Below are 22,615 nucleotides of genomic sequence, written 5' to 3' on the forward strand. Positions count from 1 at the left end.
CGGACGCCCGGATCGCGCTGACCTCTGGCACAGGTGCGTCGCTCGCGAGAAGCGCGGGGCGCGGTATCGTGAGGCCCTGTGAACGAGGACGAAAGCACGATCTCCGCGCGTCTCGCCGCCGTGCGCGCGCGCATCGACGAAGCTGCAATCCGAGCCAGGCGGAGCCCGAGCTCGGTGCGGCTCGTCGCGGTGTCGAAGACCAAGCCGCCCGAGGCGATCCGCGCCGCATTCGCCGCAGGCCAGCGCGACTTCGGCGAGAACTACGTGCAAGAGCTGGTGCAAAAGGCGACAGCGCTCGCGGACCTGCCAGAGCTGCGGCTGCACTTCATCGGCGCGCTCCAGCGCAACAAGGCGAAGCAGGCCGCGAGCGTGGCCGCCGTGATCCAAACGGTGGACCGCGAAGAGCTCGCGACGGAGCTCGATCGACGCGCCGGCGCGCTCGGGCGCAAGCTCGACGTGCTGCTCGAAGTGAACGTGGGCGGCGAGGCGTCGAAGGCCGGATGCGCGCCCGAGGCCTTGCCTGCGCTGCTCGAAACGGCGAGGCGCGCCGAGCATCTGCGCGTCGTGGGGCTGATGGCGATCCCGCCCTACCTCGACGATCCCGAGGCCGTCCGTCCGTTCTTCGCGCGCCTGCGCGCGCTGCGCGACACGCTCGAAGCGCCCGCGCTCTTGCCCGAGCTGTCGATGGGCATGTCCCACGATTTCCACGTGGCCATCGAGGAAGGCGCGACGATCGTCCGCGTCGGTACGGCCATCTTCGGCGCCCGATAGCCTTCGCGGAAGAGGCGGCCTAGAGTTCGAGCATCACCATGCGCGGTCCTCTTCGTTCCATCGCGGCCACGCCGAGCGCGCTCGCTTGCGCAGGCGCGATCGGCCTCTTCGGTTGCGCGCCGGCCATGCCTGTGTCGATGGGCCATCCGCTGCTCGGCGCCACGTCGCCGCCGTTCCACGAGACCGCGATCGACGAGCGCTCCGTCGATGTGCCGGGCACGCTGCGCACGCACGTGACCGTGATCGACTTCTGGGCATCGTGGTGCGGCTCGTGTCAGCAAACGATGCCCGCGCTCGAACGGCTCTACCAAGATCGACGCGCCGAGGGGCTCGTGGTCGTGGGCGTGAGCGTGGACGACAGCCCGGACGAGGCCGCGGCCGGCGCCGAGGCGTTCGGCGTGTCGTTTCCGATCGTGCACGACGGCGGGCACGGGCTTCAGTACGCGTTCGGCGTGTCGCAGGTGCCCACGACGTTCGTGGTCGATCGATCGGGGACGGTGCGCTTCGTGGGGCGAGATCCGTCGAGCATCCAGCGCGCCGTGCTCGCGCTGATGGACCGGTGACATGACGGCCCGGCGAAGCCCTCGCGGCGGCGAGAAGGACGCGGGCCCGACGTTGTTCGAGGCCGCGCTGAAGCGTGATCCCAAGCTCGCCGAGCTCGTGCCGCTCGCCGAGCGGATGCGGCCGCGCGCGCTCTCGGACCTCGTCGGACAGGAGCACCTCGTCGGCGAGGGGAAGCTGCTCGCGCACGCGATCGCGGCCGATCGGGTGCCGTCGATGATCCTGTGGGGGCCACCGGGATCGGGGAAGACGACGCTCGCGCGGATCGTGGCGGAGTCGACGCGGGCGCGCTTCGTCCCGTTCAACGCGGTGCTCGGCGGCGTGCCCGAGCTCCGGGTGGTGATGGCCGCGGCGAAGGAGGCACGCGCCTACGAGGGGAAACGGACGATCCTGTTCGTCGACGAGATCCACCGGTTCAACCGCGCGCAGCAGGACGCGTTTTTGCCGCACGTGGAGGACGGGACGATCACGCTGATCGGCGCGACCACGGAAAACCCTTCGTTCGCCGTGAACGCGCCGCTCCTGTCGCGGTGCCGCGTGTTCCGGCTGAACCTGCTCGACGAGAAGGGGATCACGGAGCTTCTCCGGCGCGCGATCGAATCGCAGGAGGGGCTCGCGGGGTCGGTGGGTGCAGACGAGGAGGCGATCGAGGCGATCGCGAAGCTCGCGGCCGGCGACGCGCGGAGGGCGCTGACGACGCTGGAGATCGCGTCCGACGAGGCGAAGCGAGAGGGGCGCGCGCGGGTGACGCGCGAGGACGTGGTGCAGACGAGCGGGCAGAAGACGCTGCTCTACGACAAGGCGGGGGAAGAGCACTACAACGTCATCAGCGCGTTCATCAAATCGATGCGCGGCTCGGATCCGGACGCGGCGATCTACTGGCTGATGCGCATGCTGGAGGCGGGCGACGATCCGCTGTTCCTGCTGCGGCGCATGATGATCTTCGCGAGCGAGGATGTGGGCAACGCCGACCCACGCGCGCTCGACGTGGCCGTCGCGGCCGACGCGGCGTTCCAGCGCGTGGGGATGCCCGAGGGGACCTACTTCCTCGCGCAGGCGGCGCTCTACCTGGCGTGCGCGCCGAAGTCGAACGCGTGCAACGCCGCGTGGCATGCGGCGCAGGAGGTCGTGCGCGAGAGGGGCAGCCTGCCCGTGCCGATGAAGCTACGCAACGCGGTGACGGGTCTCATGAAGCGCGAGGGCTACGGGACGGGATACCGCTACGCGCACGACGAGAAGGGCGGCATCGCGTGGGGCGAGACGTACCTGCCGGACGCGATCGCCGGGACGCACTTCTACGAGCCGACGGAGCGCGGCTACGAGAAGGTGATCGCCGAGCGCGTGCGATGGATCCGCGCGCAGCAATCTCCTCCCCTCTCCCGTGAGGGGGGTTTGGGGGCGCAGCTCGGCTCGTCCGAGCGTAGCCCCCAAGCGTCGAAAGAGGGGTCGGGGGTGAGGGCGTCGTCCGAGGGGGAAGAGGAAACCGAACCGAACGCTCAATCGTCGAGCGCCGACAAGGCCGACTGAATCTCCGAAAGCGCGTGCGAATCGCCCTTGCCGCGCGCCCGCGTGACGCCCTCTTCGAGCCACTCGCGGCCCGCGTCCACGCGCCCCGCCTTCACGAGCATCTGCCCGCACATGAGGTACTGCGGCACGTAGTTCGGATCCATGTCGCGCAACGACGTGAACGTGCGGAGCGCGTCGTCGATCCGATCGGCCCCCGCGTACTCCATCGCGAGCGCATACCAGGCGAAGGGATCCTTCGACCCCTTCTGAATCATGCTCTCCAGGACCGCGAGGCGCTTGCTCACGACGACGACTCCACGAGGCCGATGAACGGCAAGTTGCGGTAACGCTCGGCCCAATCGAGCCCGTAGCCCACGACGAACTTGTCTTCGATCGTGAAGCCCAGGTAGTCGATCGGCACCTGGATGCGCGTGCGCGCAGGCTTGTGCAGGAGCGAGCAGACCTTCACGCTCGCGGGCTTGCGCGTGCGGAGAAGCTCCAGCAGGTGCGCGATCGTGAGGCCCGTGTCGACGATGTCCTCGACGAGGAGGACGTGGTCGCCCTCGACGGGCTTGGTGAGGTCGTGGGTGATTTGCACGACGCCGGAGGACTTGGTGTCCTCGCCGTAGCTGCGCACGCCGAGGAACTCGACGCGCATCGGGAGATCGATGTGGCGCGCGATGTCGGAGGTGAAGACGAAGCTGCCCTTGAGGACGCAAACGAGGACGAGGTTGCGCCCGGCGTAGTCGCGCGTGATCTCGGCGCCGAGCTCGCGCACGCGCTGCGCGATGCTCTCGGCGTCGATCATCGTGGAGACGTTGGTGGCCATCGAGAGCGCGAGGTAGCACCGGCGGCGCGGGGCGCCTAGGTGGACGTGGTGTCGCTCGTCGATCGCTGCTAGATGCGGCCACTCGCATCATGTCCGACCCCCGTGCGCGCACCGAACGAGCCGAGCCGCTCCCCGAGCACCTCACGAGCCGCATGACCCTCACCGTCCGCTTCTGCGAGACGGACCTCATGGGCATCGTGCACCACGCGAACTACCTGACCTACTTCGAAGCCGGCCGCGTCGACTGGCTCCATCGCCGCGGGATCTCCTACGAAAAGTGGGTCGAGATGGGCATCCACCTGCCCGTCGTCGAGGCGAAGCTCCGCTACCGGAAAGCCGCGCGCTTCGACGAGACGCTCGTCGTGGAGACCACGTGCGCCGAGGTGACGCGTGTGACCGTGCGCTTCAGCTATCGCATCTTGCGCGGCGCCGACGTGCTCTGTGAAGGCGAGACGCTGCTCGCGTGCGTGGGGAACGAGCTCACGCCGAAGCGGTTGCCGGCGGAGATCGCCGCAGTGTTTCGGAGCCCCGAGACGGTTTAGTTCGCGCTGCCGCCCCCGTCCGGCGCGCCCGCATCGGGGACCTCGCCGAACGTGAAGCGCGCCGGGAGGTCGAGCGTGCTCGCCGGGCCGATGCGATCGCCGAGGAATGTGCGCCACTGGATCACGTAGCGGCCGCGCAGCGTGCCGATCACGTAACGCTGATCGTTCGGCGGGACCGCGACGACGGGCACGCCGTCGACGAGGACGTACGCGAGCATGTCGGACGCGTTCACCGCGACGAACCCTTCGCCCGGCGCGAGCGGATCCGTGGGCGGCGGGAGCTGCAGCGCCGACGAGCGGAACGCCGTGACCTCCTCGCGCGTGAGGAACACACCGCCAGGCGACGCAGGCAGGCCACTCGGCTGGTACGTCGAGCCAGGCGGCGGCACGAGCGTCTCGTTCGTGGGGATGTCGGTGCGGCGCGTGATCGTGGTGACCTCGAAGTCGATGCCTCCGCCGTCCTGCCACGTGTACGCGGCCGCGAGCGGGACCTCGCCGCCCTGACAAACCGTCGTGCGCGGATCGACGCCGACGATCTCCACGAGCGCGCGGCAGAGCAGCGCGCCGCCCTCGCCGATCTCCGCGGACTTGCCGAGCTCGAGCCGCACCGAGCCGAGGCTCGACGTGATCTCGACCTTGCGCGTGGGGAGCTGCAAACGTTTGCCTTCGCCGAGCGGGCGCGCGACGCCGGGCGAGAGGGGCGTGACGTCGACACGACGCTCGCCGAGCACGGTGCGGAGCGCGCCGGGCGGGACGACGCGGTAGTCGGTCGCGTCGGGCCAGAGGGCGATGTGGCCGTAACGATCGATGCGCGCGCGGATCTCCGAGCGCTGCGGCAGCGGCATCGCGCGCGAGGCGAACTCGACCCGCATGCGGCCCGTGTCGGTGAGGTCGATCTTCCACTTCGGCGCGGTGAGCGCCGCGGCGGCCTTGATGCCGTCCTGGGAGATCTCGGGGCCACGAGGAACGGGCGGGACGTTGCGCGGGCGGAAGACAGCTTCGAGCGTGGCGCCCGCGAGGTCCTTCGTGGTCGGCGACTCGGCGGGGATCGCCTCGTCGCCGCGAAGAACCCCCGGCGGCGGCGTGCCCGCGTCGGGGATGATGAGCCGGCCCGAGGGATCGGCCATGAGGCCAATCGGACCGCCGTCGGGGACGGGACCGCCCGCGTCGTGCTGCGCCTCTTCGGCCTCGGTGGCGAGGGGCGCGGGCAGGATGCTCGCGTTCGGGCTCGCGGCGTCGGTCGTGGAGGTCGAGGAAGGGGGCGAGCCGGGCGGCGCCTCGCACGCGGCGAGGGCCGGGAGAAGCAGGGCGAGCGCGACAGTCGGTTTCATGGCTCGAGCTCGAAGGAATGGATCACGTGGGCACGTGCATCGAGCGGCGGCGGATCGGGGGCGTACTGGGTGTCCACGAAGACCGTCGTGCACGCGGGGTGGATCTCCAGGAACAGGTTACAGTTCGCCGGCTCGTTGTCGAAGACGGCAATGACCTCGCCGAGCCGTGAGAGCGCCGGCGCGACCTCGCGCTTGAAGACGCTGTCAGGCGTCTCGAAAGCGGGTTTTGTGACCAGCTCGGTGCCGACGACGCCGATCGGAAAACCGAGATCCCGCAAGCTCGCGAAGGATCCGAGCGCCATGTTCGGCAGATCGCGGCCCGTCAGGTACACGATGACCGCGCCGGCGTCGTAACAAGCGCGCACGTAGTCGCGGGCGCCGGCGATCTCGGTGTCGTGGCGGATATGCGGGTCGTAGAAGAAGCGCTCGCGCCAGAAGCGGAAGCCTTCTTCGTGGAGCGTTGGTTCGCTGACGCCGAGGCGTCGCAGCGTGTCGACGAGCCCGTAGACGACGTCGTCGATACCGGCAGCGGCGAGGGCGGCCGATTCGCTCGGGTGTCGCGTCCGCCAGAGGTCGGCGAGCTCGTGCAGGATGGCGACGACCCGCGGCCGGTTGTCCATGATCGTGCCGTCGAGGTCGAAGACGACGACGCCCGTGCCGCGTGAGCGATCCCGCGCCCGCTCCAGCACCTCGCGGAGCAGCCGCTTGCGTTCAACCTCGCCGAGCCTTCGATGCGTGAAAAGTGCTCCCACCGGACGCTAGCCTTGGCGCAGGTCGAGGCTCCTTGTCCAGCCGAAGGTGGCGACCCCGAGGCGTAGGGACGTAGGGGTCACACCTTCACGTCGGCACATTGTCGCCTGATCTCCTACATTTGTTGGCCCCAGGATCCAGGCTCCCTTAACGTTTTGCCCAGCCGGCGGACCTGGCACGCGAGTGGAGATCGCGGCCTTGCTTCGTCGGTCGGAGGCCCATGCGTTTTTCCAAGAAGACGGCGCTCGTGCTGGCGGCCGTCGCCCTGTTCGCGTCGGGATGCGGCAAGACGCCGAAGGACCGGCTCCAGGGGCGGTGGCTCGGAGAATCGATCGAAAACGTGCCGGAGCCGCACCTCGCCAAGGCCATGGGCTGGGTGAAAGGCACGGCGTTCGAGTTCACCGGGAACAAGGTGACGGTGACGATCCCGGCAGAATCGCCGCGAACCGGCTCGTTCCGGGTGACGGAGGCCAACGGCGACCGCCTGCTCGTGAGCTTCCTGCGCGAGGAGGGAGGTCGCGACGAGGCAGAGCTGCAGTTCGTCGGAGAAGGTCAGCTCCGGTGGCGGATCGGGGACGGTCGGGAGATCGTGCTTGTGAAGTCCGTGCAGAACTGAGCTACCGCCGCACCCGCTCGCGCCGGACCTGGAAACGTTGGGCATCGATCGTCCCACGCATCCAGCCACCCTCCAGCGCGGGGGGATCGTCCCCCCGCCCCCCCCCCGCGGCCACCCTCCAGCGCCGCGAAATCGCCGCGCTTCCCCCGCACGCAGCCACCCTCCAACGCAGCAGCGTCGTCGAGCGTCTTCCGCATCCGGCCACGCTGCCCGTGACGAGGGCGGTCGTCGGCGCGCCACGCATCGCGCAGCGCGTGAGCGCCGCGGTGGTGGGCGCGACGGTGAAATGGCACTGGCCCGAATCGCCCTTGAACTGGAACACCGACGTGCTCGCGTTCACCGAAGCCGTCCGAAAGGCCGTCGAGAACGCCTACTTCTACGTCATTTCCCAACCCCTGCTCCCGGACTACGACGAGAGCGTGCGCGATGGGCACATGGCGCGATGGGTCGAGCTCTGGGAAAGAGTGTTGGCCACAGGGAAGGTCGACATGCTCGCAGCGGCGTTCGGCTACGTCATCGAATCCCTGGCGACGCTGTTTTACCTGGGCGATCCGCCATCTGGATACACGAAGGCGTTGCAGGTCGCGCAAGGCGCAACGCGACCCGACGTGGTCCTCCAGTACGGCCTGAAACACGCGGCGTGGCTCGATCTGACGGCCGAGAAGAGCGAGGGGCACATCCACGCCAAGGCGGCCGGCTGGAAAGACGTGCCGTACGTCGCGGAGATCCTGTATCCATCGATGGACACGCAAGTCATCCGCGCGTGCTCGAGCAAGCCGTACACGCCCGGCGTCGATCCGAATGTCCTCGCGAAGCAGGTCGAGCAGGCCAAAGCACTGACCGCCTTCCGGCACGGACACTGGAAGCGGCTCGGCAAGAAGCTCCAGGCCGTGATGAAGTTTCCGAAGGTGGACGAGTCGGTGCGGGATGCGACGCGCAGTAAATACGTTCGCGACGTGCTCGTGTGGTACTTCGGTGATGGCTTCAAAGGCATCGACGAGCACGGCCAGGCCTCCATCCTCGAGGCCATGGGGATCAGTCACAAGACGTGCGGGTTCCGGTCCATCCCGTCGACGGCGCAGGGGGAGAGCTTGCTCCTGCAGTTCGATCCCAAGCTCCCGGCCGAAGTGCCGAAGAAGTCCGTGGACAGGATGGAGCTCGACGACAAGGTGGAGCTCGTCCTTGGCCAACCCGTCGACGACGATGACTACCGCTGGCAGGCCGCTCTCCCGCCGACCTACGTCCCACCGCGGATCGAGACCACCACCTACAGCGAGGCCAACCCGCGCCGTAGCGGGCGCACGCTCGTGGAGAAGCCGGAGAAGCGCCGCTCAGACCTCAGCCGGTCGCGGGACAAATCGAAGGAGCGCCGAAGAGCATACTCCCCGTGACCGCGCGGAGCTACCGCCGCACCCGCTCCCGCCGCACCCTGAGCCTCCGCGGCTTCTCCCCCTCCCCGTCCGGCGCGAGCGTCAGCACCACATCCTCCGCGAGCGGCCCCGAAATGCGCCTCCGCGCATCCTCGATCGTCCGCACCTCCCGATCGTTCACCTTGATCAGCCGATCCCCCGGCTCCACCCCTGCGAGCTCAGCCTCGCCGTTCGGCGGCACCATCACGACCACGATCACCTTCGCCCCGCGCTCGGTCCGCTCGCCAAGCGTCAGCGCGATGCTGCCCGCGCCCTTCGGCTCGCCCTTCGCGCTCCCCTCGCCCGGCAGCGTGATGTCCACGCGTGACGTGCTCCGACCCGCGCGAACTTTTACCGCCGTCGACGCACGTCCCAGGTCCGACGAATACGCCTCGATCGTCGCATCCCCCTCGGGCACGCCGACGATCTTGAAGTGGCCCTCGCGATCCGTGGTGACGACACCACGCGGGAGCGGGCCGAGTGGCAAGTACGTGGGCACGAGCCCCGCCGCCACGCGTGCGCCCGCAACCGGTTCGTCGTTCGGATCGATCACCGTGCCCTCGACCTCGCCCGCCTCGGCGAGATCCACCGCGCCGAGATCCACCTCGCGGCTCGGCGCGGGCGCGACCGTGGCGATCTTCTCGTTCATCGCCCAGTCCGGATGCGACGCGACGATCCGCACGCGGCCCGGCGCGAGGTCCTTCACCTCGAACGCGCCCTCGGCGTCGCTGCGCGCGCGACGCACGCCCGCGTCCGTGTAGACCACGACCTCGGCACCCTCGATGCGCTCGCGTCCGTCCCTCCCCGTGACCTCGCCGCGCCCCGTGATGCCCTCGGCGAGCTCGTACGTGAGCTTCGCCGGCGCGATCTCGACCTCCTCGACGCGCGGCGCCTTGCTCGGCCGCGTCAGCACGAAGCGCAGCGGCAAACCCGCGGCGTCGGGGATCTCCACATCGCCATCGTCGTCCGTGAAGAACGTGCGGCGCAGCGGAACGGTCGGGTCGAGGGAGACAGCGCGCACCTCGACACGATCGAGCGGGTAGCCACGATCGTCGGTGACGTGCACGACGACGGCGTCGCGCTGGCGCGGCAGGACGATCTCGACCTCCTTGCGCTCGTGATCCGGGATCTCGACGATGAGCCGCGCCGCGACGTCGCTCGGCGTCTCGGGGCGCGCGACGCTGATCAACACCTCGTCCGGGACGGCGGCGAACGCGAAGCTGCCGCTGTCATCGGTGTAGGTGACGCGCTCGAGCGTGCCGGCGGCCGCGGCGATCTCGATGCGCGCGCCGGAGACGGGGCGATGATCCGCATCAACGACGCGGCCTTCGAGCGAGCCGCCTTGATGCAGCACGACCTTCACGCGGGCCTCGCCGCCGGAGACGATGGTGACGGTCTCGCTCTCGGCCTCGACGTAGTCGGGGTGCCGAACGATCGCGTGCACGCGGCCGGGCGGGATGGGCTCGGCGCGGAACTCGCCGTCCGCGCGCGTGACCCACGGATCCCCGCCGCCGAGCGACGTGGCAGCGAAGGCCCCGGCGCGCGGCAGATCGGGGATGGGGCCGGGCATCACGCCGAGCTCGCCGATGGGCAGGAGCGGGAGCGGGCCGGGGAGCGCGAGGTCGAAGTGATCGTCGCGGAACTCGGCCATCGCGCTCGTCTCGTCGATCGGCATGCCCTCGATGTCCACGCCGACGACCTCGATCGTCGCGCCGCCGACGGGAAAACCTCGATCATCGACGACCTCGCCGACGAGCGCGCCGCCGCGCAGGAGCGAAACACGCACCTCGGTCGCGTCGTCGTCGACGGGCACCGCGCTCCGCGGCACGAAGCCCGGGGCGCGCGCGCTGACGGTCGCGTAGCCGAGCGCGATCGGGCCGAGCACGACCACACCTTTTGCGTCCGTGCGACCGTGGATCGGGAAGGGGCTCAGGCCTTCCTCGGCGAGCACGACGCTCGCTTCCTTCACGGGCGGCGCGTCCTCGGACTCGCCGTCGGTCACCTTCACCGTGATCCTTCGGCCTGCGCCGAGCACGAGCTTCACGGGCTTCGTCACGGCGCGTTCGAGCTCGACCCCGAGCTCCGTCGCGCTCACGCGTTCACCGAGCTCGGCCTTCAGATCGTACCCGCCGCGCCGGAGCCCCACGATCCGCGCGACCCCGTTCGCATCGGCGACCGTGCTGCGCGCCGGCCAGAGCCCCGCGCCCCCGCAGAGCACGCGCGCGTAGGGCGCGGGCGTTCCGTCGGCCTCCACGACCGACACCTCGAACGCGCCGAGCCGTTCGAGCTTGATCCGCACGGGAACCGGCCCCGGCAAAACCCCCGTCCGCACGACATCGTCGTACCCGCGCGCCGTCGCGCGCACCGAAAACGGCCCTTGCCCCAGCCGATCGACCCGCGCGCGTCCATCGGCGCCGGTCATGGCCACGAACGGGAGCGGATCGCCGCCCGTGACGGTGATCTTCGCGCTGGGGAACGGCTTCTCGGCCTCGTCGACGACAACGACATCGATCGCCGCGGCCGGCTGGAGCACGAGCCTCACGACGCGCTCCCCGGCGCCGAGCACGACCCGGACCGACCCCCGCGCGCGCCCCTCGGCATACGCGAGGAGCCACGTTTCTCCACGCGGCATGCCTTCGAGCGAAGCGACGCCGTCCTCCCCTGCGCGCGCTTCACCTGCGAAGTACGTGGTCCCGCCCTGGATCGAGAACAGCCGCACGACGGCCCCGGGCAGCGGGCGATCGTGCTCGTCGACGATGGCCACGCGCACATCGGCGTCGCGCGCGGTGAGCACCGCGGGAAGCGCGGGCGCCTGCATGGCGAGGTCGAACGGCGAGAGCCGCGTATCGAAGAGACCCGCCACGTAGAGCAGGCTCACGAGCGTCGCGAGCAGCGCGACGAGCCGCGCGTATCGCGACGGCTTCGGAGCGGGGGGCGGGGTGCTCACGTTGTTCGGTGCTAGCGCGCATGGCGCGAGGGGACCAGCGGCAAGGGCCGGTCGTCAAAGGCCGATCCCGCGCGCGTGTGGTCAGTCCTCTGCCCAGGGATCGAGGATGCGAACTCCCGTGCGACCGATGTCGGTCTCGTTCCGATGACCTCCAACCTGGTCACCCAGGTCGATCGACCCCCTCCACCCCGTCCGCGACCGGCTCGAACAGGTCGATCGACCCCCTCCACCCCGTCCGCGACCGGCTCGAACAGGTCGATCGACCCCCTCCACCCCGTCCGCGACCGGCTCGAACAGGTCGATCGACCCCCTCCACCCCGTCCGCGACCGGCTCGAACAGGTCGATCGACCCCCTCCACCCCGTCCGCAACCGGTTCCAGAAGGTCGATCGACCCCCTACCGCGCGTTCACCTCATCGACGACCGCCAAGATCTCCTCGTCCGAGAGGATGTGGCTCGACCCTTTGGCCTTCTTCAGGATCGCCTCCACGAGCTCCTTCGACGGCTCGATCCTCCGCTGCCGCAACCAGAAATTCACGTTGGAGGCGCCCGACATGTACCCCACGCAGATCTCCTGCTTCCGTCCGAACATGCCCGCCGGCACGCCCGAGTAGATCCGGTCTGCGAGCCACGCGTCGCCCTTGCCTTGCGCCTTGATGATCGCCGCTGCGTGCACGCCCGTCGCCGTGCGGAACGCGTCGCGGCCGACGAGCGGGTAGTTGATCGGGATCTGCCAGCCCACCGCCTCCGCCGCCGTGTTGCAGTACTCCAGCATGTGCGTGAGGTCCTGGTGCTCCAGGAGCCCGAGGAGCTTCAGGTTGAGCAGGATCAGCTCCATCGCCGCGTTCCCCACGCGCTCGCCGATCCCGAGCGCCGTCCCGTGCACCCGATCCGCCCCGAACTCCAGCGCCCACAGCGCGTTCTCCAGCGCGAGCCCCCGATCGTTGTGCCCGTGCCAGTCGATGCGGACCTTTCCGTCCGCGCCATGGCCCGCGATGATCGCCTTCGTGAACGAGATCAGGTTGCGCACGCCGTCCGGCGTCGCGTGACCCACGGTGTCGCAGAGGCACAGCCTCGATGCGCCGTGGTCGATCGCCATCTTGAACAACGTCGCCAGCATGTCTGGCCGCGAGCGCGTCGTGTCTTCCGTCACGTAGGCGACGGGCAGGCCTGCCTTCACCGCCACGTCGATCGCCTCGGCGCTGCGCTTGACGATCGTGTCGAGGTCCCAGTCCTCGGCGAGCTGGCGGATCGGGCTCGATCCGATGAAACAGTAGACTTCCACGGGGATCCCCGCGCGCTGGGAGATCTCGATCATCGGCGTGATGTCGGAGACCACGGTGCGACCTGCACACGCCACGCCGAGCGGCAGGCGGTTGTCCGTGATCTCGCGGCACATGCGCAGGACGTCGTCGAAGGCGCGCTTCGAGCTACCGGGCAGGCCGATGTCCGCGACGTGGATGCCGATCTTGGACATCAGGTGAATCAGCTTGAGCTTCTGCTCGATGTTCGGATCCGCGACCGAGGGGTTCTGCAGACCGTCGCGCAGCGTCTCGTCGAAGAACGTGACGTCCCGGGGGATCAAGCGCCCTTTTCGGCCGATCTCGTTCCAGTCGTAGATGAGGTCGTCGGATCGGAAGTCGGGCGTGGCGCTCATGTGGAAGAGTATAATCGTGTTCGCTCCCGTCGGACGAGGGGACGCGTATTTGCCGCCGCGCGTCGTCTCGCGTCGCGTCCGAAGAGCGGCGACGAAGCGTCCTCGGGAAATAGGGCGCGTATGACGTGGCCCCGGCTCCGTGGCCGGCCTAAGCTCTGCCCCCCGCCATGTCGATCTGGCAATCGCTCCCCGAGTTCGGAACCGGCGTTCTTTACGCGATCCTGATCGCCGCGGCGTACACGTTCGCCGTCGCGCTCGCCTCGAGCACCGGCAGGCCACGCCTGCTCCAGGCAGCTCGGCTGGGCGCGTACGGCACCGTGTCCCTCGTTGGCCTCTCGGTCCTGGTGCTCGCGTTCGCCTTCGTGAGCCACGATTTCCGCATCAGCTACGTCGCTCGGTACAGCGACCGCTCGATGACCACGCCGTACCTCGTCGCGGCGCTCTGGGGCGGCCAAGACGGCTCCCTTCTCTGGTGGCTCTTCCTCACGTCGGTTTTCTCCGCGGGCTGCGTGGCGTGGCTCCGGCGCAAGTACCTCGAGCTGCAGCCCTTCGTGATCGCGACGCTGATGACCATCATCGGCTTCTTCGCGATCCTCATGATTTTCGCGGCGAACCCCTTCACGACGAGCGCGGGTGGCGCGCCGGTGGATGGCAGCGGGCTGAACTACCAGCTCCGCAACTTCTACATGATCATCCACCCGCCGAGCCTCTACATCGGGTTCACGAGCTCGGCGATCCCCTTCGCGTTCGCGATCGCGGCGCTCGCCACAGGAAGGCTCGACAACGAGTGGATCGTGGCCACGCGCAAGTGGATGCTCTTCGCCTGGCTCTTCCTCTCGATCGGCAATGCGCTCGGCATGCTCTGGGCCTACGAGGAGCTCGGCTGGGGCGGCTACTGGGCCTGGGATCCCGTGGAGAACGCGGCGTTTTTGCCGTGGCTCACGGCGAGCGCCTACGTGCACTCGACGATGATCCAGGAGCGGCGCGGGATGCTGAAGGTCTGGAACGTCTTCCTCATCTGCGCGACGTTCTTCCTCACGATCTTCGGCACGTTCCTCACGCGCTCCGGCCTGATCTCGAGCGTGCACTCCTTCGCCCAGTCCGGCATCGGCATCTTCTTCGTCTATTACATGGGCGTGATCGCCGCGGTGAGCATCACGCTCATCGTCTGGCGTTTGCCGAGGCTGCGGAGCGAGGGCGCCTTCGAGTCCGTGCTCTCGCGCGAGGCGGCGTTCGTTCTGAACAACTGGGGCTTCCTGAGCCTGACGGTGTTCATCGCGACGGCGACGACGTGGCCGCGCATCAGCGAATGGCTGCTCAACCAGGAGTCGACGCTCGGGCCGACGTTCTACAACACCTGGATCCCGCCCCTCGCGCTCGTGATCTTCTTCGCCATGGGCGCGGCGCCGCTGCTCGGCTGGCGCAAGACGAGCCCGGAGCTCTTCCTGAAGAGCTTCCGCTGGCCCGTCGCGGTGATGCTCGTCGTCGCCACGATCCACCTCTTGATCGGCAAGCGCGTGAACTACCCGGCGTTCTATGACGCCGCGCCGATCTACGAGGGCGCGCTCGGCCGCGCGCTCGCGTGGCTCTCGGGCAAGCTCCCGTTCGTCACGGTGATGCTCGTCGCGTTCAACATCACCGTCGTCGTGCAGGAGTTCTACCGCGGCGTCGCGGCGCGGCAGCGGAGCAAGAGCGACGAGGGCCTCTTCACCTCGCTCTTCAACCTCGTGGCGAAGTCGCGCCGCCGCTACGGCGGCTACGTCGTGCACGTGGGCATCGCGCTGATGTTCCTCGGCTTCACCGGCCGCGCGTGGGGCGTCGACAAGGAGCTCAGCATGTCGCCAGGCGAGACGGCCCAGGTCGACTACTACTCCATGACGTACGTCGGCCCGCGCATGGAGGTCGACAACGAGAAGCGCATGATCTTCACGGACCTCGACGTGGTCCGTCAGGGCAAGTCCATCGGCCGCGTCACGCCGGCAAAATTCATCTACAAGACCGGCGCCGATCAGCCCTCGACCGAGGTCGCCAAGCACATGACCATCCGCGACGATCTCTACGTGATCGTAGGAATGGTCAACCCGACGACGAAGGTCGCCTCGTTCCAGTTCCACGTGAACCCGCTCGTGAACTTCATCTGGATCGGCGTGGGCATCCTGATCCTCGGCGCGATCGTATCGATGTGGCCCGAGGTCGCGCTGGAGGAGGCGGGCGCGTTCGGCTACATCCGCGCCGCGGCCTCGGTCGCGACGTCCGTCATCTTCGCCCTGCTCCTCGCGGCCGGCCCCTCGCTCGCCTACGGCGGGACGGCGTCCCCGCGTGCCCCGCCTGCGCCGGCGATCGAAGCGCCCTCCCCTGCGCCCCTGCCTGGCGCTGCCCTCGCTCCCGCCAAGTAACTCCGAATGACGACCCGACGAACACCGCTCCACCTCGCGCTGCTCACCGCGGCCAGCCTCGCCGCCGCGTGGCTGACGTTCGATCCGCACCTCGCGCACGGACAGCACACGGGCGGCACGGGGACCGTGTCGATCCAGAACGAGACCGAGCGCCAGCTCTTCTGGAGCCTCATCTGCACCTGCGGCTGCCCGCGCGAGACGCTCGGCACCTGCCCGTGCGACATCGCGCACCAGCGCCGCACCGCGCTGCGCGAGCTGCTCGCCGAGGGCAAGACGGTCGAGCAGGCGCAGGACGTCTACGTCTCGATGTACGGGCCCAAATCGCTCGCCGTGCCGCGCAACCAGGGCGCGAGCCGCGCGCTTTGGGTCGTGCCCCTCACGGCGATCGTGGCCGGGGCCGGGCTCGTGTTCGTCGTCCTGCGACGCTGGCAGCGACGTGGGCTCGCCGCCGCGGCGGCAGGGCCCGCGGGGACGAAGGCCACGACCAAAAACGACAAGCGTGACGCCTACGACGACAGGCTCGATCAGGAGCTGAAGGACCTCGACGACGAATGAGCTCCGAGACCAGCACGGACAAACGCGCCGTGGACAAGCGGGACCGGGGGCTCGGGGGCGTAGCTCCGCGTGCCGGAGCGGAGCCCCCGAACGGCGACCGCGGGCTCGGGGGCGCAGCTTCGCGCGCCGAAGCGGAGCCCCCGAACGTCGACCAGGAGCTCGAGCGCAAGATCGCGGATGCCGTGAAGGTCGGCGTTCCGGCCGTGACGGCCATCCTCGCGCTCCTCGGGGGCATGTTCGTCGACGTGCCCACGGCCATCCTGGTCCTCGCGGCCGGCGTCCTCGTGACGGTGATCGCGAGCTTCTGGGCGAGCCTGCGCACGCTGCTCGGCGAGACGCCGCTCTCCGGCGCCGACGCCTACGCGATCGGCGCTCCGCCTCGCGCCGAGGAGGAGCAGAAGCGCGCCGTGATCCGCGCGCTCAAGGACCTCGAATTCGAGCGCAGCGTCGGCAAGATCAGCGAGGAGGACTATCGCGTCCTCGTCACGAAATACCGCGCCGAAGCCAAGCGCCTGCTGCAAGCCCTCGACCAGAGCGCGGCGCCGGGCCGTGAGCGGGCCGAGGTGCTCGTGCAGCGGCGCCTGAAGCAGCTCGGCCTGCTCGACGACGAGAAGGAAGAGACGGACGAGGACGACGAAGCGGACGAGGCCGCGGAGGCCCCGGCGCCGAAGGCAGAGGCCAAGGCCGCGCCGGAGCCGGCGGCGGCGAAGGAAGAGGCCGACGAGGCCTCGAAGAAGCCCAAGAAAAAGAAGAAGGCGAAGACGCCCGCGAAGGCGACGAGCGACGAGGCCGCCGCGCAGCGCGCGTGTGATGCGTGCGGCACGGAGAACGACGAGGACGCTTTGTTCTGCAAGAAATGCGGCGCGCGCATGGCCGCACCCGAGCCCGCGGAGGAGACCCGCGAGGCGAAGAAGGCCGACGAGGAGGCGGAAGCGTCGTGAACTCGAACCGACGAACCCGCCTCGGGATCCTCGGCGCGGCCCTCACCGTCGCCGCCGCCGCGATCTCGCTGCCGCACGTGGCGACCGCCGCGGGCGAGGACAAGCCCGCGGCGGCGAAGAAGGCCGACGAGGCCCCGAAAAAGCCGGACGCGAAGGCCGAGAAGGACAAGCCCAGCGCGGACAAGCCCGACGCGGGGCCCGGGGATGCGGGCGCGGGGGACGGCGGCAAGACGGCCGGGCCGCTTCCCGCCGGACATCCCGACGTCGGCGAGCTCCCGCCGGGGCATCCGAGCGTCGACGAAGGCGCGGAGGCCGATCCACACGCCGGCGAATCGCCGCACGGGGCGAACCCGCACGGGGATGCGCCGCGCCGCGGCGGAAACAGCGGCTTTTTCGAGGCGCCGCCCGACACCGCGGTCGAGGATCAAACGCTCCCACCGGGCACGATGGTCTTCACGATCCGCGACGCCGACGACCGCCCGATCCCGAACGCGACCGCGATCCTCGGCATCCTCAAGAGCAGCGTGGCGCAAGGCGACAAGCGCGAGCGTCGTGAGATCACGACCGACGCGGAAGGCACGGCGCGGCTCGACGGGCTGCCGGTCGGCGCAGGCACGAGTTACCGCGTCACCACGATGCGTGGCCTCGGCACGTACGCGACGGACGCGTTCGCGCTCTCCGACAAGGCGGGCAAGCGCGTCGTTTTGCACGCTTACGAAGCGACCGACAACGTCGAAGGCGCGCTCGTCGGCGCGCAGGCGTTCGTGTTCGTGTCGCTGCGCGAGGGCGTGCTCTCGGTCGAGCAGCTCTTCAACGTCTTCAACATCGGCAAGGTCGCGTGGGTGCCGGGCAAAGGCGCCGCGCAGGTCGGCCTGCCCGAGGGCTATCAAGCCTTCCGCATCCCCGACGGCATGACCGACGTGCGGTTCATCGACGAGCCCACGAAGGGGCCGTGGCTCTCGGGCACGATCGCGCCTGGTCGGCACGAGGCCTCGTTCAGCTACCAGGTCCCGCTCGACGGCAAGGATCGACAAACGTTCCGCGTCGAGCTGCCGCCGCGCGTCGGCGAAGTGCGCATCTTCTCCGAGGCGAACAAGACCATGGGCCTCCAGGTCGCCGGCTTCCCCGAGGCGCAACGCCAGGCGGGGCGCGACGGACGCAAGGTGATGGTGACGATGCGCCAGGCGATGCAAGGCGAGCGCGGCATCAACGCGCTCGACATCACCATCACGGGGCTGCCCGTGCCCGGAAACACGCGGTGGTTCGCGCTGTTCTTCGCGCTCTCGGCGGCCGGGCTCGCCGCGGCGTACACGATCCGCCAGCGCGCCGAGGGCGCGGTGCCCGACGAGGCGAAGGACGATCTGCTCGAAGCACGCGAGGCGCTGCTCGGCGAGTTCGTCGCGCTGGAGAAGGCGCATCAAAAGGGCGATATCGGTCCGAAGACGTACGGTCGGCTCAAGGCCGCGCTGCTCGACGCGCTCGCGCGGATCGAAGCGCGCCTCGACGAGGTGAAGGCCGCGCGCGCCGAGCAGCGCAGGCGCGATCGGGAAGGTACACGACGACCCCGAGGGGAGGCCCGCGGCGAGGGTGGCTCGGCCTGAGGCGCGCGGGGCGAGGCCGATTGTCCGGACGATCGGCCTCTTCACCCTTTCGATCGGGCTCGCCGTCGCCGTGGTGCTCGTGGCGCGGGATCGCGCTGCGCCGCCGGCCCGGTGCGCGCCCGGGATGACGCCGCTGGGGGCGCGTTGTTGTGGGGAAGGACAAACCCTCGCGGGGGATCGTTGCGTGGGCAAACCGGAACGATGCGCGGCGGGGCTCGTCGTGACGGAGGCCGGGTGCGTGGCCACGCCGCGCGCCGTGGGCATCGCGGCCGGCCTCTTGCGGATCGGGCCGAGTGATTGGGAGGCGCAAGGTCAGGTCACGCCGCGCGCCGTGCCGATGGAGGCCTTCGCTCTCGACGCCTACGAGGTCACGGAGGCACGTTATGCCGCCTGCGTGGCCGCGTCCGTTTGCCCGCCCGTTGCGCTTTCAGGCGAGCCCGGTCGTGCGCTTGCTGGAGTGCGGTTGTCCGAGGCGCGTACGTTTTGCGCGTGGGCCGGCGGCTCGCTTCCAACGCCGGAAGAGCTCGCCTTTGCGGCCGCGGGAGCCAAAGGCCGACGGTATGCTTGGGGCGACACCGGCGCGGTTTGTCGGCGGGCGGCGTGGGGGCTCGCGCGCGGGCCTTGTGGCGAAGGCGCGACGGGGCCGGAGGTCGCGGGCTCGCATCCGGACGGCGCTTCGCCCGAGGGCGCGCACGATCTCGCCGGCAACGTGGCCGAGTGGGCGACGCCCAAAGCGGGCGCGGCCGAGGGCCCGGCGCTCGCCGAGGCGCGGGGCGGGTCGTTCGGCGACGGCGCGGCGAGCGCGCTGCGAAGCTGGAATCGCCTGGAGATCGCGGCGAGCACGCGCTCGGCCGAGGTCGGCTTCCGGTGTGCGTATCCGTTCGCGGCGGCGGCCGAGGGCGGCGCCCTTCCGCGCTGAATCGTGCTCCTTTCGCCATCGAGGCCCTCGTCAAGGGCGCGCGATGGGATAGAGTGCATGCCCCCAAAATGACCGCCGCGATTCTCTCGATCGGTACCGAGCTCACCCGAGGCGAAATCGTCAACACGAACGCGGCGTGGATCTCCGCGGAGCTGACGGCCGCGGGCTTCACCGTGGATGTGATCGACGCGATCCCCGACGACATCGACCAGATCGTCGCGACGCTGCGCACGCTCGCAAAGGCGCATCGGCTCGTCGTCGTGACGGGAGGGCTCGGCCCGACCACGGACGATCTGACGGCGGCGGCCGCCGCGAGCGCCGCGGGTGTGACGCTCGTGCGGGACGAGAGCGCGCTGCTCGCGATCCGGCGACGCGTGGAGTCGCGCGGCAAGACGATGAACGCGGGCCACGAGAAGCAGGCCGATCTGCCGGCGGGCGCGGACGTGCTGCCGAACAGCGTGGGCTCGGCGCCGGGGTTTTCGATCCCGATCGGGGACACGCCGCTCTTCTTCCTGCCGGGTGTGCCGCGCGAGATGAAGCGCATGTTCACGGACCAGGTCTTGCCGCGAATCCGGCCCTCGGCACCGAACAACACGTTCCAGGTGCGCCTGCGGACGTACGGGCTCGGCGAGAGCCTCGTCGGACAGGCGCTCGCGGGCATCGAGGGCACGCACACGGGCGTGACGCTCGGCTATCGGGTGCATTTCCCCGAGGTCGACGTGAAGGTGCACGCGCGGGGCGCCAATCGCGAAGTCGCGCGGGACCTCGCGCTGCGGGCCTCGACCGAGGTGAAGGCGCGGCTCGGCGACGTGGTGTACGGCGAGGGCGACGAGGCGTTCACCGAGATGGTGGGCCGCGCGGTGCGCAGCCGCGGCTATCGGCTGGCGCTGGCAGAGTCGTGCACGGGCGGGCTCATCGCGCACATGCTGACGCGATATCCGGCGAGCGATTACCTCGTGGGCGGCGCGGTGGTGTACGCGAACAGCGCGAAGACGCGGCTGCTCGGGGTCTCGGAGGATACGCTGCGGGGCCACGGCGCGGTGTCGGCCGAGGTGGCGGCGGAGATGGCCGAGGGTGTGCGCCGCACCTGCGAGACGGACGTGGGCCTGTCGGTGACGGGCATCGCGGGCCCGACAGGCGGCACGGCCGAGAAACCCGTGGGCCTCGTGTACTGGGCCGTCGCGCATCCGGGCGGCACGGTCGTGCGGAACAAGGTTTTTCAGGGCGAACGCGAGGAGGTGCAGATCGCGGCGGCGTATGCCGTGCTGGATCTGCTCCGCCGCATTGCGCTCGGTTTGCCCGAGCGGGCGCTGTAACGGGCCCTCAGCGCGCGTCCGAGCGTTTGCCCTTTCGCGAGCAGGGCGGCTCCTCTTCGGGCGGGGGCGCCGGCGGTTCTTCCACGTCACTCGGGTAGATACACGTGTGCGCCCCGAAAAACGGCAGGGGCTCGATCTGCACGGGGGGCATGAGCCCTGGCCGTCCCTCGATGACTGCGGTACCCGCGACCACCGTCGCGGCCGCCACGAGGAAGAACGTGCCCCTCGCGAGCCACACAACTGTGGTCACCTGCCCCGCGATCCATTGGGGTTTCCCGAGCCGCCGACCCACGATCCAACCGCGCAGCGCATGAGCGTGAACCCTCATCCCTTGCAGGACACCTCGCCGCCGCCAGGGTTCCGCGCGCTGCACCACACATCACACTTGACGCGTCTCTGGAAATGGAATGTTGCGGCGCGCCATGCGCCCTCTTTCCAGCTCGTTCGCCCTGGCCACCACGGCCGTGCTCTTCGCCGCCTGTGCGTCCGCGCCGCCGCCCGCGCCGCCCCCGGCCCCGCCGCCGCCCGCGGCGCAGGCCACGCCCTTCACGCCGGCCCCCGTGGCCGCCGCGCCCGAGGCCGCCCCCGCCCCGGAGCCCGCCCCGGCGCCCGCCGAGCCCGCTGCTCCGCCGCCTGCGCCCGCCGCCGAGGCCAAGCCCGCCGAGCCGCCCAAGCCCGAGGGGAAGACCTCGAAGGGCGAGGCCGTGTATTACGACGCAAACGCCCGCGGGAGCTGTTCGCTCACGTTCGGCCGCGACGCCGCCGTGCTCTCCGCGCCGAATGCCGTCTACAACCAGATCCAAGAGTGGGTCGAGATGACGCGCTCGGACGATAACTATTTTACGGCCGCCAAGGGCGTCGGCTCGCCATCCGTGACGCTGCGGATCACCGGGGCGGACGGACAAACCGTCGAGGAGACGGTGGCGAAATGGAAAGACGGCGAGACGTACAAGGGGACGGCGCAGTTCAAATAGACCGCGCGATTCAGGGGAGCGGCAGCAGCGTCACCGTCCAGGTTCGACCATCCGAGCTCGTGTCGATTTCGTCGACCCCGACCGCCACGAAGACGCCGTCCCCCGCCGCCACGTCGGTCCGGCCGTGCTGCTCCTCGGCCGTATGCGTGGGCGTGAACGGCTGGCCATCGACCGATCGATAGAGCTGAAGGCCCGATCCCGCCACGAGGACGCCGTTCGACTCGGCCAAACCATTGCACGGAAAACTCCCGCGCCTCGTGGCCCAGGCCTCCCCCATGGCGGACGTGACGACGTACTTGTCGATGAACGGGTTGTCTTCCAGGCCCCCGATGTAACCGACGCCCTGGAACTGGCCGTCGATGAAATGCAGGCAGTTCACGCCGTGAATGTCGAGAGGATGCTCGGTGAAGGCTTGCGCGTCGGGCGAGACGTACACGCGCGGATCGAAGCTCCAGAAGGCGAACTGGCCCGCGCCGAAGGTGATCTGGTGGAGGACTCCATCCGGGATCGTGCCTGACGGCGCGAAGCTCTTGCCGTCCGTCGAGACGAACGTCTGGCCGCCGTGGTCGATGATCACGAAAAGGCCATCGCCGAACGCAACGTGAGTGAGCGGCTCAGGCGTGGGGAGATCGATGCCCGTCCACGTGACGCCGTCCTCCGAGGAGAGCGCGACCGGACTCGACGGGCCGGTCGCCGTGGGCGAGTGATTGCCACCCACAACGACGAAGACGCCATTGCCGAACGCGACGTCGTGGAGCTCTTGCCTGGGAAGCGAAGCGTCGTGCCGCGTCCACGAACGGCCGTCCGCGGAGCTCATGAGCAAGGGCAGGTTGTCGGCGCGATCGATCTCCTCGTAACCGACCGCCACGAACCGGCCCTCGCCATGCGTCACGGCATGCAGCTCGTAACGCGGGTCCTCCTCGCCGCAGGCGCTCATCGCGAGCGCGAGGAACACGAGGAGCGAGACACGCGAGGACCGGTTCGTCATGCGGCCA

21 protein-coding genes are annotated in these 22,615 nt (G+C 69.7%); 13 read left to right on the forward strand and 8 right to left on the reverse strand.

Annotated elements, in window-relative coordinates:
• The first annotated feature begins 78 nt into the window (after positions 1-78).
• From POL67_RS50840 to POL67_RS50850, 3 genes are read left to right on the forward strand one after another with little or no spacing between them, the layout of a single operon-like run.
• Positions 79-771: a YggS family pyridoxal phosphate-dependent enzyme gene (locus POL67_RS50840; RefSeq protein WP_271929920.1), complete on the forward strand. Its 693-nt coding sequence runs from the start codon at positions 79-81 to the stop codon at positions 769-771.
• Between the two features lie 38 nt (positions 772-809).
• Complete coding sequence (locus POL67_RS50845) at positions 810-1,334, forward strand: TlpA family protein disulfide reductase (protein ID WP_271929922.1); 525 nt, start codon at positions 810-812, stop codon at positions 1,332-1,334.
• A gap of 1 nt (position 1,335) precedes the next feature.
• Positions 1,336-2,859 carry a replication-associated recombination protein A gene (locus tag POL67_RS50850; RefSeq protein WP_271929923.1) on the forward strand — a complete coding sequence of 508 codons (1,524 nt, stop codon included), beginning with the start codon at positions 1,336-1,338 and terminating at the stop codon, positions 2,857-2,859.
• On the opposite strand, the gene POL67_RS50855 is transcribed toward POL67_RS50850, so the two are convergent.
• Together POL67_RS50855 and hpt are read right to left on the reverse strand one after the other, a co-directional pair.
• The gene (locus POL67_RS50855; protein ID WP_271929925.1) at positions 2,829-3,143 is read right to left on the reverse strand and encodes a tetratricopeptide repeat protein; all 315 of its coding nucleotides are present in this window, start codon (positions 3,141-3,143) and stop codon (positions 2,829-2,831) included. The genes POL67_RS50850 and POL67_RS50855 overlap by 31 nt on opposite strands.
• The gene (gene hpt, locus POL67_RS50860) at positions 3,140-3,667 is read right to left on the reverse strand and encodes a hypoxanthine phosphoribosyltransferase (protein ID WP_271929927.1); all 528 of its coding nucleotides are present in this window, start codon (positions 3,665-3,667) and stop codon (positions 3,140-3,142) included. Before hpt ends, POL67_RS50855 begins: the two co-directional genes overlap by 4 nt.
• 89 nt (positions 3,668-3,756) lie before the next feature.
• Between hpt and POL67_RS50865 the strand changes: the two genes are divergently transcribed.
• The gene (locus POL67_RS50865) at positions 3,757-4,209 is read left to right on the forward strand and encodes an acyl-CoA thioesterase (RefSeq protein ID WP_271929930.1); all 453 of its coding nucleotides are present in this window, start codon (positions 3,757-3,759) and stop codon (positions 4,207-4,209) included.
• Here the strand turns inward: POL67_RS50865 and POL67_RS50870 are convergent.
• Positions 4,206-5,540 carry a hypothetical protein gene (locus tag POL67_RS50870; RefSeq protein WP_271929931.1) on the reverse strand — a complete coding sequence of 445 codons (1,335 nt, stop codon included), beginning with the start codon at positions 5,538-5,540 and terminating at the stop codon, positions 4,206-4,208. The two genes, POL67_RS50865 and POL67_RS50870, sit on opposite strands and share 4 nt — an antisense overlap.
• Complete coding sequence (locus tag POL67_RS50875) at positions 5,537-6,292, reverse strand: HAD family hydrolase (RefSeq protein ID WP_271929933.1); 756 nt, start codon at positions 6,290-6,292, stop codon at positions 5,537-5,539. The genes POL67_RS50870 and POL67_RS50875 overlap by 4 nt, the downstream gene beginning before the upstream one ends.
• A gap of 218 nt (positions 6,293-6,510) precedes the next feature.
• On the opposite strand from POL67_RS50875, the gene POL67_RS50880 reads away from it, so the two are divergent.
• Both POL67_RS50880 and POL67_RS50885 read left to right on the forward strand, forming a co-directional pair.
• Positions 6,511-6,906: a hypothetical protein gene (locus tag POL67_RS50880; protein WP_271929935.1), complete on the forward strand. Its 396-nt coding sequence runs from the start codon at positions 6,511-6,513 to the stop codon at positions 6,904-6,906.
• Between the two features lie 212 nt (positions 6,907-7,118).
• Positions 7,119-8,297, forward strand: a complete 1,179-nt coding sequence (locus tag POL67_RS50885; RefSeq protein WP_271929937.1) for a hypothetical protein — start codon at positions 7,119-7,121, stop codon at positions 8,295-8,297.
• A gap of 10 nt (positions 8,298-8,307) precedes the next feature.
• Here the strand turns inward: POL67_RS50885 and POL67_RS50890 are convergent, their stop codons facing one another.
• Together POL67_RS50890 and POL67_RS50895 are read right to left on the reverse strand one after the other, a co-directional pair.
• Positions 8,308-11,262: a carboxypeptidase regulatory-like domain-containing protein gene (locus tag POL67_RS50890; protein WP_271929940.1), complete on the reverse strand. Its 2,955-nt coding sequence runs from the start codon at positions 11,260-11,262 to the stop codon at positions 8,308-8,310.
• Between the two features lie 396 nt (positions 11,263-11,658).
• Positions 11,659-12,918 (reverse strand): LeuA family protein, encoded by a 1,260-nt coding sequence (locus tag POL67_RS50895; RefSeq protein WP_271929943.1) that lies wholly within the window; start codon positions 12,916-12,918, stop codon positions 11,659-11,661.
• A gap of 167 nt (positions 12,919-13,085) precedes the next feature.
• Between POL67_RS50895 and POL67_RS50900 the strand changes: the two genes are divergently transcribed.
• From POL67_RS50900 to POL67_RS50925, 6 genes are all read left to right on the forward strand, one after another.
• Positions 13,086-15,314 (forward strand): heme lyase CcmF/NrfE family subunit, encoded by a 2,229-nt coding sequence (locus POL67_RS50900; RefSeq protein ID WP_271929946.1) that lies wholly within the window; start codon positions 13,086-13,088, stop codon positions 15,312-15,314.
• Positions 15,315-15,320: 6 nt separating this feature from the next.
• Positions 15,321-15,869 carry a cytochrome c-type biogenesis protein gene (locus POL67_RS50905; RefSeq protein WP_271929949.1) on the forward strand — a complete coding sequence of 183 codons (549 nt, stop codon included), beginning with the start codon at positions 15,321-15,323 and terminating at the stop codon, positions 15,867-15,869.
• Positions 15,866-16,810 carry a zinc ribbon domain-containing protein gene (locus tag POL67_RS50910; RefSeq protein ID WP_271929951.1) on the forward strand — a complete coding sequence of 315 codons (945 nt, stop codon included), beginning with the start codon at positions 15,866-15,868 and terminating at the stop codon, positions 16,808-16,810. The genes POL67_RS50905 and POL67_RS50910 overlap by 4 nt, the downstream gene beginning before the upstream one ends.
• On the forward strand, positions 16,807-18,411 hold the full coding sequence (locus tag POL67_RS50915) for a carboxypeptidase-like regulatory domain-containing protein (RefSeq protein ID WP_271929954.1): 1,605 nt from the start codon (positions 16,807-16,809) through the stop codon (positions 18,409-18,411). The genes POL67_RS50910 and POL67_RS50915 overlap by 4 nt, the downstream gene beginning before the upstream one ends.
• A complete protein-coding gene (locus POL67_RS50920; RefSeq protein ID WP_271929956.1) occupies positions 18,398-19,330 on the forward strand; it encodes a formylglycine-generating enzyme family protein in 933 nt (310 codons plus the stop codon). Before POL67_RS50915 ends, POL67_RS50920 begins: the two co-directional genes overlap by 14 nt.
• Before the next feature lie 68 nt (positions 19,331-19,398).
• Entirely contained in the window at positions 19,399-20,646 is a 1,248-nt protein-coding gene (locus POL67_RS50925) for a CinA family nicotinamide mononucleotide deamidase-related protein (protein ID WP_271929958.1), read from the forward strand.
• A 7-nt stretch (positions 20,647-20,653) separates the two neighbouring features.
• On the opposite strand, the gene POL67_RS50930 is transcribed toward POL67_RS50925, so the two are convergent.
• Positions 20,654-20,974 (reverse strand): hypothetical protein, encoded by a 321-nt coding sequence (locus POL67_RS50930; protein ID WP_271929961.1) that lies wholly within the window; start codon positions 20,972-20,974, stop codon positions 20,654-20,656.
• 94 nt (positions 20,975-21,068) lie between these two features.
• Here POL67_RS50930 and POL67_RS50935 point away from each other — a divergent pair, with 94 nt between their 5' ends.
• Positions 21,069-21,620, forward strand: coding sequence for an expansin family protein (locus POL67_RS50935; RefSeq protein WP_271929964.1), 552 nt, complete (start codon positions 21,069-21,071; stop codon positions 21,618-21,620).
• Between the two features lie 10 nt (positions 21,621-21,630).
• Here POL67_RS50935 and POL67_RS50940 read toward each other — a convergent pair whose 3' ends face one another.
• On the reverse strand, positions 21,631-22,608 hold the full coding sequence (locus tag POL67_RS50940; RefSeq protein WP_271929966.1) for a beta propeller repeat protein: 978 nt from the start codon (positions 22,606-22,608) through the stop codon (positions 21,631-21,633).
• Between the last annotated feature and the right edge of the window lie 7 nt (positions 22,609-22,615).

Source organism: Polyangium mundeleinium, assembly GCF_028369105.1.
Lineage (GTDB): Bacteria > Myxococcota_A > Polyangia > Polyangiales > Polyangiaceae > Polyangium > Polyangium mundeleinium.

Coding starts and splice junctions, on each gene's coding strand:
- POL67_RS50900 (WP_271929946.1), top strand. CDS start 13,086: ATGTCGATCTGGCAATCGCTCCCCGAGTTCGGAACCGGCGTTCTTTAC.
- POL67_RS50930 (WP_271929961.1), bottom strand. CDS start 20,974: ATGAGGGTTCACGCTCATGCGCTGCGCGGTTGGATCGTGGGTCGGCGG.
- POL67_RS50895 (WP_271929943.1), bottom strand. CDS start 12,918: ATGAGCGCCACGCCCGACTTCCGATCCGACGACCTCATCTACGACTGG.
- POL67_RS50940 (WP_271929966.1), bottom strand. CDS start 22,608: ATGACGAACCGGTCCTCGCGTGTCTCGCTCCTCGTGTTCCTCGCGCTC.
- hpt (WP_271929927.1), bottom strand. CDS start 3,667: ATGGCCACCAACGTCTCCACGATGATCGACGCCGAGAGCATCGCGCAG.
- POL67_RS50870 (WP_271929931.1), bottom strand. CDS start 5,540: ATGAAACCGACTGTCGCGCTCGCCCTGCTTCTCCCGGCCCTCGCCGCG.
- POL67_RS50925 (WP_271929958.1), top strand. CDS start 19,399: ATGACCGCCGCGATTCTCTCGATCGGTACCGAGCTCACCCGAGGCGAA.
- POL67_RS50910 (WP_271929951.1), top strand. CDS start 15,866: ATGAGCTCCGAGACCAGCACGGACAAACGCGCCGTGGACAAGCGGGAC.
- POL67_RS50845 (WP_271929922.1), top strand. CDS start 810: ATGCGCGGTCCTCTTCGTTCCATCGCGGCCACGCCGAGCGCGCTCGCT.
- POL67_RS50905 (WP_271929949.1), top strand. CDS start 15,321: ATGACGACCCGACGAACACCGCTCCACCTCGCGCTGCTCACCGCGGCC.
- POL67_RS50850 (WP_271929923.1), top strand. CDS start 1,336: ATGACGGCCCGGCGAAGCCCTCGCGGCGGCGAGAAGGACGCGGGCCCG.
- POL67_RS50935 (WP_271929964.1), top strand. CDS start 21,069: ATGCGCCCTCTTTCCAGCTCGTTCGCCCTGGCCACCACGGCCGTGCTC.
- POL67_RS50865 (WP_271929930.1), top strand. CDS start 3,757: ATGTCCGACCCCCGTGCGCGCACCGAACGAGCCGAGCCGCTCCCCGAG.
- POL67_RS50880 (WP_271929935.1), top strand. CDS start 6,511: ATGCGTTTTTCCAAGAAGACGGCGCTCGTGCTGGCGGCCGTCGCCCTG.